7 protein-coding genes and 1 tRNA gene are annotated in these 12647 nt (G+C 56.8%); 6 read left to right on the top strand and 2 right to left on the bottom strand.

All coding sequences use genetic code 11. The annotated features are described in order from the left end of the window. Positions 1-302 precede the first annotated feature (302 nt). Positions 303-1493: an ATP-binding protein gene (locus CSQ86_RS00640; protein WP_100493239.1), complete on the top strand. Its 1191-nt coding sequence runs from the start codon at positions 303-305 to the stop codon at positions 1491-1493. A gap of 298 nt (positions 1494-1791) precedes the next feature. On the opposite strand, the gene CSQ86_RS00635 is transcribed toward CSQ86_RS00640, so the two are convergent. Next, positions 1792-4143 carry a heavy metal translocating P-type ATPase gene (locus CSQ86_RS00635; RefSeq protein WP_100493238.1) on the bottom strand — a complete coding sequence of 784 codons (2352 nt, stop codon included), beginning with the start codon at positions 4141-4143 and terminating at the stop codon, positions 1792-1794. Between the two features lie 461 nt (positions 4144-4604). Beyond that, positions 4605-6569 (bottom strand): trypsin-like peptidase domain-containing protein, encoded by a 1965-nt coding sequence (locus CSQ86_RS00630; RefSeq protein ID WP_100493237.1) that lies wholly within the window; start codon positions 6567-6569, stop codon positions 4605-4607. Positions 6570-7039: 470 nt separating this feature from the next. Between CSQ86_RS00630 and tgt the strand changes: the two genes are divergently transcribed. The 5 genes from tgt (at position 7040) to CSQ86_RS00605 (ending at position 12559) form a co-directional block, all read left to right on the top strand. Then, on the top strand, positions 7040-8350 hold the full coding sequence (gene tgt, locus CSQ86_RS00625; RefSeq protein ID WP_100493236.1) for a tRNA guanosine(34) transglycosylase Tgt: 1311 nt from the start codon (positions 7040-7042) through the stop codon (positions 8348-8350). 211 nt (positions 8351-8561) lie between these two features. Next, a tRNA-Leu gene (locus CSQ86_RS00620) sits at positions 8562-8647 on the top strand. Between the two features lie 261 nt (positions 8648-8908). Next, positions 8909-9772 (top strand): helix-turn-helix domain-containing protein, encoded by an 864-nt coding sequence (locus tag CSQ86_RS00615; protein ID WP_100493235.1) that lies wholly within the window; start codon positions 8909-8911, stop codon positions 9770-9772. A gap of 522 nt (positions 9773-10294) precedes the next feature. Next, the gene (locus CSQ86_RS00610; protein ID WP_165773685.1) at positions 10295-10696 is read left to right on the top strand and encodes a helix-turn-helix domain-containing protein; all 402 of its coding nucleotides are present in this window, start codon (positions 10295-10297) and stop codon (positions 10694-10696) included. Positions 10697-10819: 123 nt separating this feature from the next. Next, positions 10820-12559 carry an ATP-binding protein gene (locus tag CSQ86_RS00605; protein WP_100493233.1) on the top strand — a complete coding sequence of 580 codons (1740 nt, stop codon included), beginning with the start codon at positions 10820-10822 and terminating at the stop codon, positions 12557-12559. The last annotated feature ends 88 nt before the right edge of the window (positions 12560-12647 follow it).

Raw genomic sequence — 12647 nt, 5'->3', positions numbered from 1 at the left:
CGAAGTACCCCACTGAACACATCTCAGCGAAGCAAATCCTCGGGCCAGCCGCGATTCGGCTCCGCTTAAATACTGCCAACAGGGTAAATCCCCTAGTCAATCGCAATTTCACCCCGTCTAGACACTATCAGCAGAGCACAGTCTCGCATGGCCCGCGGAAACACCCCGCCGAACACCCCTTATTGAGGCAAAACCTCGAGCCAACCGCGCGCGTAAGCCCGTCAACCGCCCTACTGCACGATTATGGGCCTCGCTAATGTCAGATTATGGGGATTCCTAATGTAGGATTATGGTAATTGCTAATGCAAGATTATGGGAAAGAGGCTGTGATGATTCCGCGAATACTGGGAAAACAGGCGCAAAAGCTGGCGCAATGGTTTCCGGTTGTTTCCATCACCGGCCCACGTCAGAGCGGCAAATCCACGATGGCTAAGTCCATATTCCCGGATTACGACTACGTGAATCTGGAGAATCCTGAAACTCGCAAGGCTGCAATCGACGACCCCGTGGGATTCATCCGTCAGCGTCCATCCAAACTCATCGTGGACGAGGCACAGTATGCCCCGGATCTGTTTTCCATGATTCAGGTCGTATCCGACGAGCGCGGCGAACAAGGCCAGTATGTGCTTTCAGGTTCCCAGAATTTCCTGCTGTTGAAGCGAATCCAACAATCATTGGCAGGCCGAGTCGGGCTGGTCAAACTGCTGCCGTTCTCATACCAGGAAGCATGTGCCGCGAATCCTGCACTCACCGTGGATTCGTTCATGCTGCAGGGCGGCTATCCTCGCATTTACGATACGGGCATGCCGCTCGACCTGTTCTTCTCCAATTACATCGACACCTATATCGAACGCGACGTCGCCGACTATCTCGACGTACGCAATTTGGCTGATTTCCGCCGATTCCTAACACTATGTGCATTGAGTTCCGGCGCATTGGTGAACTATACCAACATCGCCAACGAGCTAGGCGTAAGTCCGCGCACGGTAAAGGCGTGGACCTCAATTCTGGAATCCAGCTACCTCGCGTTCCATCTCATGCCGTTCTACACGAACGCCCGCAAACAGGTCGTCAAGACGCCAAAGCTGTATTTCTACGACACCGGCTTGATGTGCCATTTGTTAGGAATCCATACGGTTGAGGCGCTGGTCGCTCATCCGAAATTCGGCGATATTTTCGAGAACCTTATTATTGCGGAGACCATGAAGTGGCATCTCAATGCCGGTCGGGATCCACAATTGTTCTTCTACCGTGACGCCAGCAAGGTTGAAGTAAATCTGCTTGATTTCACCGATGCAAGCAACCGCTTGATGATTGAGATCAAATCCGGTCAGACCTATCACAACCGATTCGCCCGGCACCTGACTCTGATTGGCGACGCGCTTGGTATTCCGAAAGCACAACAGTACGTAGTGGGCCGAGTTGAGCACAGCTATACATCGCAGGGCATTCACGTTGCTTCTGCAACCGATTGGCTGAATGGCAAACGATAACTCATGCGGTCAACCCAACCCACAGTTTTGCGGATCGCCGTCTCGTTTGCAGCGAAGCACAACCTCAGGCAAATCAATGAAATACTTCACCGGAACACACCTCAGCGGGGCAGGACCTCGAACCGATCATGGTTATATACCACTCACAGACCGTTAGTGGGGCAAATCATCGAGCCAACCACGAAAACACCCCACTGACAGGCCGCCAGCAACGCACAATTCCTGGTCAGCCGACGAAACACCCCGCTGACACAGCCGCAACGACGCAAATCCTCGAGCCGCCCGAAAAAATGCCCTGCTAGTCCCGATCGAGCACGGCGGTGAGGGCCCAGAGGATGGAGACCACGTCGATGGCTTCTTGCAGGAATGCACCGACTACTACCGGAATCAGGTTGAAAGCGGCGGCAATCATGCCGATGACGGCGAGCGCGAGACCGGCGACCACGGCCTGCAGCATGATGCGTTTGGTGCGGCGTGCGATGGCAATGGCGCGCGGTACGGCGGCAATATCGTCGTTCATAATGACGATCTGCGCGCTTTCCGACGCGGCGGTGGAGGTGCCGTCGGTAATCGCGACGCCGAGATCGGCGGCGGCCAACACCGGGGCGTCGTTCACACCGTCGCCCACCATCATGGTGACCGGCTTTGCCGCGGAGGATTCACGAGACAGAGGAGCTCCTGTGCGCGCCTTGGACGGGACGTAACCACCCAGTCGCCCGTCATTTATACGGTCATCGGATCCGCCATCGGTCGCTGCCTTTACCGCTGCGACCTTGTCTTCCGGGAAGAGTTCGGCGTGCACTTCGTCAATACCGACTTCGCGCGCGATGATTTCCGCCGAAGCGCGCTTGTCTCCGGTGAGCATCGTGAGCTTGGATACGCCAAGCTCGTGCAGGGCGGTAAGCGCAATCTTGGCGTTAACGCGCGGCACATCGCGCAGCACGATGCGGGCGATCAGCTGACCGTCCACGGACACGTAGGACGCCATCTCATCCGGCTGCAGCATACCGAATCGAGTGCGCACCTCGCGGGAACCAGCCGCCAGGAAGCCATCTTCCTGCGCGGCCGCAAACGACAGTCGTCCGACGCGCACCGTATGTCCGTTCACTTCGCCGGATACACCCTTACCGGTCTCCTCCTCGATGCGCTTGACTACCGGATAGTCACGCCCATGCCCGGGCATACTCGCCTCCGGCTCCGGGCAATCGCGCTGACCAGCTGCAAACCGGGCACGCAATCGAGCCATCGCCTCCGCGCCAGCCTTCGCAATGCCTTTGGAGAGAATGTGCACCGAGTAGCCTTCCACCACACCGGCCATCATCAGCACATGGTCTTCATTGAGCTGCGTCTCCACGCCCGGCAGCATCTCCACGCGCACTACCTGCGGCTGCTTGACCGTGAGCGTACCGGTTTTGTCGAAGAAAATCTGTGTGACGCGGCCCAAATTTTCCAGCACATCCTGGGTTTTGATGAGCACACCGGCCGCAGCCAGTCGGCCAGTGCCGGCGATGTAGGCCACGGGCGCTGCAATCAACAGCGGGCAGGGTGTGGCGAGCACCAGCACCTGGGCGAATCGCGTCGGGATGCCAGATACCGCCCAAGCAACACCGGCAATCACCAACGCAAGCACAGTGAACGGCACTGCCAATCGATCAGCGGTTTTGACTACGGCTGGGCGGGATTCCTGGGCGGACTCCACCAGCTGGAGAATGCGTTGGTACTGGGATTCGGCGGCCGGCTGGGTCGCGCGCATAGTGAGGGCTGCGGAACCGTTGATTGCGCCCGACATCACGCGAGCGCCCGCGAACACCGTGCGAGGCACCGGCTCGCCATTGATCGCGCTCAAATCCAGCGTCGCCTCGCCGGACAGCAGCTCGCCATCCACCGGCACGATTTCGCCGGGCAGCACCATCAGCACGTCGTCCGGCTGCACCTGAGTAACCGGGACCGTAGTGAAATGCTGGGCCGCCGAGAATCTCATAGCATTCTTCGCTTTGTTTACAGCCGAATCGCAATCTTCTGGATTGCGGCCAGTGATGGCGCAAGCATCTGCTTGGGTCGCGCCTGCCGACGAGCTTCCCTCAGCCAGCCTCGCCGGCATCTCCCCTCCGAGAGAGGAGCCTAACTTGTATGTCGTGGCAGTGCGACGGAAGCCGTCGTCAGCTGAATCATCTGCGGACTTGCCGCGACCCACGCCGGGCAGGGTGACGATGTGCGCGGTTTGCGGGGCGGCCTTGACCAGTGCGGTCAGGCTGTGCTCGGCCTTGTTCTGCGCGTATTCTTCGATGGCCTCGCCGGACGTGATCATCAACGTGACCGCCCAACTGGCCCAATATTCGTGGACGGCAACGGTGGAAAGCATCGCCATCACGGCGAGCAGATCGACGCCGACCTGACCGTGGCGAATGTCATCGAGCATACCGCGGACGGTGTCGGTCACAATAATCAGCACCAGCACGATGACCAGCCACTGGCCGACACCAGGATTGTCAAGGATGGGAAGAGTAACCGCACTCCCCCACGGGCGCCAATCGCCAAGTACAACCAGAGGGATTGCGGCGATAATGACTATCGGCAGCATCGGCACCAGTTTGCAGACGCGGATGGCTGCGGCGGTAAGTCGTGTGAAGAATCGGACGAGATTGTGCATCTCATGCTCCTTACGCTCGTATACGGGGCCGATTGCTGCGGTCAGTTGTCGCAGCGAGGCGGGCGCGAGGCGTATGCGGGTATGCAGTCGCGTGGCCAGCCATCAATCGGCACATGGTCACGCCTTGTTAACCCACCGGCGTCTATGCCGGGCAGCTGGAGCGAATGTGGATGAGGCTTTGTTTGGCCTTCCGCTTATGCGAGCTGCGCCTGCGCGACTTTCCGATACACGGCGTAAAGATTATTCAGTTATCGCAATGCGATTGCATCTGCAATGGTGCCGCATGCGGAGGACTTTGCTATTTATTGCGTTATTGCGCACACGCGAATTCCCATGTGAATCCCACGTACGTTCCCGCGCAACGCAAAAGGACCGTGGGGATTGCCCTCCACGGTCCTTTGGTTGTCTGACATGGCGTTCAGCGGCGGCCGCCCAACGTCATGTGACGTGTGTGGTGTGGTTTACCAGAGGCCGAACGGATCGGTGAAGCCACCGTCGTCGCCGGTGCCGCCGTCGCTGTTGCCGTTGCCGTTCTGGTTGTTCTGGCTATTGCCGTTGCCGTTCTGGTTGTTGCCGTTGGAATTGTTCGAGTTGGAGCTGGAGGAGCCGTTCACGGAGGACTCTTCCTGATCCAGCGTCACGTCCACATCCATGGTCTTGCCGTCGCGCACGATGGTCAGCGTTGCCTTGTCGCCCAGAGCGGAAGCGCGCACGAAGCCGAGCAGCGAGTAGTTGTTGTTCACCGCGTTGCCGTTGAAGGCCACGATGGTGTCGCCTTCCTTGAGGCCTGCCTTGTCGGCCGGGCCGCCGGAGACCACTGCGGAGCCGCCGGAGGTCGGCTTGGTGATCGTTGCGCCGCCGCGGGTCACGCCGTCTGCCTCAACGGTGTCGGACTTGATGGTCACGCCGAGGGCCACGTGCTTGGCCGAGCCGTCCTTGATGATTTCGTTGGCCACACGCTTGACCAGGTTGGACGGGATGGCGAAGCCGATGCCGATGGAGCCGGCGGAATCAGAAGAGGTTGCGGTGGAGGCAATCGAGGAGTTGATGCCGATCACCTGGCCGGCCGCGTTGAAGGTCGGGCCGCCGGAGTTGCCGGGGTTGATGGCGGCATCGATCTGCACGGCGTTGGTCACGATTTCGTTGTTGTTGTCGTCGGTCACGGTCACCGGGCGGTTCAGGGCGGAGACGATGCCGGTGGTGGCGGTGTCGTCGTAGCCGAGCGGGTTGCCGATGGCCATCACGTTCTCGCCGACGGCGAGCTTGTCGGAATCAGCGAACTCCACGGCCTTGAGGTCGCTCGGCGGGTTGTCGAGCTTGATGACGGCGATATCGGTGGTGGTGTCAGTACCGACGAGCTGGGCGGTGTACATGGTGCCGTTGGCGAGCGTCACTTGAATCTGCTGGGCGCCGGAGATCACGTGGTTGTTGGTCACGATGTAGCCCTCGGTGCTGATGATGGCACCGGAGCCCTTGGCCGTGCCGTTGCTCAGCTGGGTCTGGATGGAGACCACGGAGCCGGAAACGTCGCTGGCGACGGTCTGCCAATCGGGGGCTTCACCGGTCTTAGCGGTGGCGGAACCCGAGCCGGACTTGTTGGAGCTCACGTTGGCCAGGGAGCTGGAGGTCGGCACGGTCACCCAGCCGTAGGTGATGGCGGCATAGCCGAGGCCGAGGCACAGGGCGGCGGCCACAACGGCGGCAATCACAGCGGAGATGACGCTGGCTGCAACTTTGCTCGGGGCCTTGGCGGCTGCGCCCGTTTGCGGGAAACCGGGCTGCGGCGCGCCCGGAACCGTACCGTTCGGAGTGCCCGGATTGCCTGCGGCATTGGCGTTGTTCGCATTGTTGCGAGCGCCGAAGCCAAAGAATCCGTGTGAGCCGTTGTTGGAGCCTTGACCGTTCTGCGGAGCGCCCTGCGGGGCAAACGGGTTGCCGTTGGACGGTGCCGGGTTATTGGTGAAGTACGGGTTGCGGTTGCCCGGCTGGCCAGGCTGCTGGCCGAATGGCAGCGGCTGGGTGGGCTGAGCGCCCTGGGCAGGTTGCTGACCGGACTGGTTGGGGGTCGGAACCGGGCCGTATGCGCCGAACTCAGGGGCCGGGCGGTACAGCGGGGTGGTGGAGGATGAATCAGAAGCCGGGGCACCTGCGCCATCGCCCGTACCGGCAGAAGGCGCAGAGGAAACCACTGTGCTCTCGCCCTTAGCGGACGCATAATCCGGAATCGGCTCGGTCACCGCGCTCTGCGGTGCAGTCGCAGTGACGTCCGGGCTGGCAATCGGCTGGGTTGCATCCAGTCCGGTACCAGTGGAAGCCGGCTCATTGGCGGCCGGTTGCGATTGAGTGGATTGCGTGTTGTTTTGCGAATCAGTCTGCGACTCCTGCGGGGTCTGGTCGACGCCCTGCGGGTTGAATTCGTCAGCCATTGCTGCTCCTTTGATGATGTCTATTACGTCTCTTGGCGCAGCGCCCTTACCGTTTTCACCGGCTGGCCTGCGCCTCTCGTGCTCTACCTCTGTAGTAAAGGCATTCAATCTGGAGGTTTTCTGAATGTTAGTTGAAAGTCTATGCGTAATCTGCGCAGAGTCGTATGGATATCGCCCATATCTCGGTTAGCAGGGGTACATTCCGCCCATTGCAGAAGCCTACCTGCTTTACGAGGGGTACCTCCACCCCTGCAAATCATCATTTCGCTCCGCCATTACGCCATTTATGGGGCCTTGATACTGATGCAAGCACCCCTCATAACGCAGATAGATGTTTGGCAGTGCCACAATGTACCCCTTACAACCGAGATACCCGACTATCGCATCGACATGAACACGCCCCAGCCATCCGCAGACGCAGCACCCACGATTTCTTCGCGTTTTCCCGCCCTTTTGCCTAAAGTGAAACCATGACGAGCCTTCTTGAATATCCACGTGGCGCTCAGCCCGGCCAGCCCGGCGACCGCAGCGCATTCAGCTTTGAAACCATCACCCGACTTTCGTCCACGGCGAACGGTCTCGGCCGCGACGGTGCACGCTACGGCCGTACCGGCATCATCCACACGCCCCACGGCGATATCAAGACCCCGGCGTTCGTACCGGTTGGCACGCAGGCGGCCATGAAGGCCGTGCTGCCTGAGCAGATGAAGGATCTCGGCGCGCAATGCCTGCTCGCCAACGCATTTCACCTGTTCGAACGCCCCGGCGAAGACGTGCTGGACGCAGCAGGCGGCCTGGCCCGCTTCATGAACTGGGATGGCCCGACCTTCACTGATTCCGGCGGCTTCCAGGTGATGTCTCTGGGCGTCGGCTTCAAGAAGACGCTGGCCATGGACGTGACCGGCATGAAGTCGGACGACATCATCGCCAAGGGCAAGGAGCGCATGGCCTGGGTGGATGAGGACGGCGTGACGTTCAAGTCTCCGCTCAACGGCGATTCGCACCGCTTCTCCGCCGAGATTTCAATGGGCATTCAGCACAAGCTGGGCGCGGATATCATGTTCGCATTCGACGAGCTCACCACGCTGATGAACACCCGCTCTTACCAGGAGGATTCGGTGGAGCGCACGTTCCGCTGGGCCAAGCGCTGCGTCGCCGAGCATGAGCGCCTGACCGCCGAGCGCCTTGGCAAGCCGTATCAGGCACTGTATGGCGTGGTGCAGGGCGCGAATTATGAGGATCTGCGTCGTCACGCGGCCGAGCAAATCGCCTCGCTTGATTTTGATGGCGTGGGCATCGGCGGCGCGATTGAGAAGCGCATCATCGGCGACACGTGCGCCTGGATCTGCGACGCGATGCCGGAGAACCGCCCGCGCCATGTGCTGGGCATCGCCTCCGTGGACGATATTTTCGCGTGCGTGGAGAACGGCGGCGACACGTTCGACTGCGTGGCCCCCGCCCGCTGCGCCCGTAACGGCGCGATTTTCACGCGCAACGGACGCTACAACATCAAGCGCGCCCAGCATAAGTTCGATTTCGGCCCGCTGGAGGAAGGCTGCACCTGCTACACCTGCCAGCATTATTCGCGCGCTTATGTGGATCATCTGCTGCGCGCCCGCGAATTCAACGGCTTCACGCTGGCCACGATTCACAACGAGCACTTCTTCGTGAAACTGCTTGATGATATCCGCGCGTCGATCGACGGCGGCTACTTCGAAGAGTTCCGTGACGAAGCGCTGGCTCACTTCTACGGCAACGGCGAGCGCAAGCCAGGCCTGTGAGCCGGAGACGGAAGTCAGAACTGCGACGGTAGGCATACACGCCTAGTGCTGCTCTCGCGAGCAAAACCTGAATCGGATATCGCTAACTGCTCGTGGGGGTTCAACTCCCCCACGAGCGAATGAACGAGGCAGGCTAGGTCAGCCCCAAGCACTACGCGACACGCCGATGATTGTGCAATTGCGCCTGCGGGTGTAAATTAGCCGATTGTCTGCGAGTGTGGCGGAATGGTAGACGCGCTGTCTTCAGGTGGCAGTGAGTGTATGCTCGTGGGGGTTCAACTCCCCCCACTCGCACCAGCAAATAAAGGGCTGGAACCGAAAGGTTCCGGCCCTTTTGCTTTATTCCGAGTTATTGATATTTGGGGTTATAGGCCAAATATCAAGGAAACGACGACATGTCATCAAGACACCATCGATGACCTCTTATACCCCATCAGGGAAAGCATAATTCTCCGGAAAACAATTTGTATTGCTCAAACACACTCTATATAATTACCTATACATACCGTATACCTATAAAATGCATAGCAATCAACAACATGCCAGAAGGAGACAACGATGCCCCCACGAATCCGGAAAAGTAACGACACCCTCGGCACATTGATTCAAACACGCCGCCTTGAACTAGGAATGACCATAGAGGAAGCAGCAGCAAAGGCTCAGGTGGGCGCGAAAACTTGGGGCAAATACGAGAACGGGGAATCTATGCGCCAAGACAAAGTACGCGGCGTCTGCCGAGCCTTGCGCTGGAAAACGCTGCCGGACACCGTGCAGTCAGATATACGACTCAAATCATCCATTGGGGATTCACCTTCGTTCAACGATGACGGAATCACCATCGACGAATCACATGACGCTTGGTCTGCGTATCTCGCAGAAACATTTGGGCGGGATGCCGCAATCGCATTTGCATATGGCAGCGACATTCAGTTTGATCAGATCAGCGAAGACCTCGCCGAATTGGGAAAACTTCCGCGAGGTTCACACCTGGGACAATTAGATTGCTCCTGGACTGCCGATCTGCTGCCGGAACAATTTCTCACAAGGTACGACTACGAATTCGTCTATGCTCTGCGTCAAACCGTCAATGCCCTTCGCACACGCTTTACACGCGGTTATACACGCTTGCATAGCGTAATCGAAGAGCTGACTTTCTACCTTATTCTGCAGGAAGCTGATTCGCTGCCAGACGTATATCCCCCATTCGCGCATGGAGACTACCACGACGGCGAATGGGAGGAATGGTTCGGAGACGTCTGCGGAGACACTGATTTGATAGATCTTCTTTACGGCGACTATGTGATTAGTCCTGACAACATCTATCACTTCGACCACTGGCTGAAACAACAATTTTATATGCCTCAGCCAAAGGGCGATCATCAACCCGACGATACGCAGGATGACGATCACCTCATTAAATAGCCAGACCAAAATCGACCTCTCAGAACGAGGTGACACTTCAGACAGGCATCCAGATAACTTGATGCAACCCGGTTTTGTTCCGCTCAACTATAAAACGTTCCAGCAGCCTAAGGGGAAACTGCCCGATAGCACTATCCCATCGGCAAAATAAGGCACATACGAAGAACTCCTGGACTACCGGCTATTAACGCACTTCTACCAGAATTAATTAATAGCCGGTGGCACCACTTTCGGTTCTCTACAGCCCGCCAGCGCAAGGCAACAATTATGTCAGGGTTAGCAATAACGATATTGTTCACATGTATTCCCACAACAGAGAGCTTACCCAAGCGCCCGGTCGTGTCACGACCCCGCCTGCCGACCAGCACCTCAGAACAACCCATAGCATAAAGCATGCAAAATGGCTGTTCCCTGGTCACAGATTCATAAAATTCCATTAAACAGTCGGCAGCTTGCCCACCCTGCCCGGTCATGGTCACGACCCGCCCGCCCCTGTCCCACACAAAAGGTACCGTAAACATCATGGCAAGTAGCGAACTGACGACAGCGCAAGTAGCAGAAATATTGGGTATCGCACCTCGCGCGGTGAGAAGATTGCAGGAAAGAGGTGAACTGCACGGGCGCAAAAACAAAGGTCTTCTCTATTTCTCCAAAGAGCAGATAGAGGCATATGCCAAAATGACACAGGACAAAAGACCGGCAACGCCAACAAAACACTGGGGCACAGCTCCGAAATCAGAGAACGATGATTTCCAAATTCTAATGAATACGATATCAGCTCAGCAACAGGCGTTGCTTAAGCATCAGCTGCAAATCATCGAAGAAACGGAGAAAATGTTACATCAGCAAATACTCGCATATGGAGATTTGCTATCTCATTTACTTCCTGATCACCAAACCACTGCGGAGAAAACGGAAGAGTAAAGCAGACAAAAGTGTGACGTTTTTCATGTTTCCTTAACGGATTAACGAACCACACAGTCACACACAGTCACACACAGTCACACACAGTCACCACACAGTCACACACATAAGAAAGCTATAACAATGAGCATCCTCGACGAATCTCTGGAAAATGCCATCCAGCGGCTGCGCAAGCAGAAAACCGATGATGCAGATTACGAAGCTAAAGCATGCCGAAGCCGTATTAGTTCCGATGTGTGGGACAGTGTGAGCGCGTTCGCCAACACATCTGGCGGAACGTTATTACTCGGCATCGATGAAACAAACAGTTTCTCCGTGGTTCCCGAATTCAATGTGAACAAAGTCCGCGACCAATTTATAGAGGGAATAGGCGATGGCGGCGCAACTGGAGCTAAATTAAGCCTGCCTCCTGAATACAGCTTGGAACGAACCAGTCTGGATGGTAAGCAGTTTTTGGCGATCCGCATACATGAGAATTCAGCAGATAAGAAACCTTGTTACGTAACCGCCAAAGGTGTAGAAGGAGGTAGCTACAAAAGGGTAGACGACAAGGACATTCGACTATCCGCGGCGGAAATCTATGAATACCAAAACGCATTACGGCCGAGCACCGCTGATTTGGAACTCGTTAAAGATGCTGATCTGACTGATCTGGACGACAACATCATCAAAAATATCCTCGCTCGCCGCAAAGATTCGAAGGCATTACGCGGAACTTCGAACAATCAGGAACGCCTGTCTCGTCTCAACATCACCAATAAGCAAGAAGCAGTGCGTATGACAGGCATACTGGTCGCAGGCAAGTACCCTCAACAGTTCTTCCCTCGGCTCATCATCGATGTAGCAGTTCATCCTGGTGTTCAAAAAGCCCAACCTGGCATGCCACGATTCCTAGATAGAGCCGAATGCGATGGGCCAATGGCTGAGATGGTGAACGATGCAGTAAACGCCGTGGCTAGAAACCTGCGGACATATTCCATTGTGGAAGGAACAGGCCGCAGAGATGAACTGGAAATTCCACGCGAGGTGCTGCGCGAAGCCATCGCCAATGCGGTAATTCATAGAGAATACCATCCATATTTCCAAGGCCAACCTGTAAGCGTTGACGTATTCCCAGACCGAGTGACAGTCACTAGTCCTGGAGGACTATGGGGCGGAAAAACACTGTTGAATATCGGCGATGGTGAGTCCAAGTGCAGAAACACTGCGCTTATCCAACTCATGCAGGCGGCGCCTCTCTCCGGTAGCAGTAATGTCACAGTAGAGGGCCAGGGGACCGGAATTATGTTCATGATTCGTGAGATGGAAGCAAGGGCCCTCTCCCGACCTGATTTTGAAGCTAATCCAGACCAATTCAAGGTAACGTTATGGCGCAGCGGAATAGAGATTTCCTCGAATCGCCGTTGGCTTCACGAACACGCAGGACGGGAACTATCCCGTCAAGAGGATGCCATTCTCCTCGTTGCCAAGGAAAATAATCTGGTTAGCGTACCAGAAATCCGTCAACAACTCGGGTACGATTCCGATGACATCCGCGCAGTGGCAAACAAACTCGTTAGTGATGGGCTGCTCATATCAGTCGGGAAAGATACCTTCGCTATCGCAGACGAAAACGACCAACGCCTCGGGAATGGCGAGGATATAGCTGTCTCTCAGCCGATAGTCATGGAAGATAAGGATCTTCTGGAGCTCATTCCCGAAAACGGCGCCATCACCACTCGTGAGCTCGCCAAAAGAACAGGAAAATCCGTAGAAACCATCCGTCGAATGATTCGTCGACTAAGCCAAAACGGCGATATCGTTTCCATCGGCAAACAGCAAAGTCGACAGCGAAAATACACCCGAGCCCAGCAGTCGAACTAGCTGGGGCCGAAAGGTTCCGGCCTTTTGCTTTATCATGATGCTGGACTGTTGCCAATCTGCGCCACCCTGCACTCTGCCGAGTTTGCGA

The sequence above is a fragment of the Bifidobacterium felsineum genome (assembly GCF_002802915.1).
GTDB classification, from domain to species: domain Bacteria; phylum Actinomycetota; class Actinomycetes; order Actinomycetales; family Bifidobacteriaceae; genus Bifidobacterium; species Bifidobacterium felsineum.
This window is presented reverse-complemented; position numbering and strand designations above follow the sequence as displayed.

What these genes read in the sequence shown, in the direction of transcription:
- CSQ86_RS00640 (WP_100493239.1), top strand. Translation starts at nt 303, where the DNA reads ATGCAAGATTATGGGAAAGAGGCTGTGATGATTCCGCGAATACTGGGA.
- CSQ86_RS00635 (WP_100493238.1), bottom strand. Translation starts at nt 4,143, where the DNA reads ATGCACAATCTCGTCCGATTCTTCACACGACTTACCGCCGCAGCCATC.
- CSQ86_RS00630 (WP_100493237.1), bottom strand. Translation starts at nt 6,569, where the DNA reads ATGGCTGACGAATTCAACCCGCAGGGCGTCGACCAGACCCCGCAGGAG.
- tgt (WP_100493236.1), top strand. Translation starts at nt 7,040, where the DNA reads ATGACGAGCCTTCTTGAATATCCACGTGGCGCTCAGCCCGGCCAGCCC.
- CSQ86_RS00615 (WP_100493235.1), top strand. Translation starts at nt 8,909, where the DNA reads ATGCCCCCACGAATCCGGAAAAGTAACGACACCCTCGGCACATTGATT.
- CSQ86_RS00610 (WP_165773685.1), top strand. Translation starts at nt 10,295, where the DNA reads ATGGCAAGTAGCGAACTGACGACAGCGCAAGTAGCAGAAATATTGGGT.
- CSQ86_RS00605 (WP_100493233.1), top strand. Translation starts at nt 10,820, where the DNA reads ATGAGCATCCTCGACGAATCTCTGGAAAATGCCATCCAGCGGCTGCGC.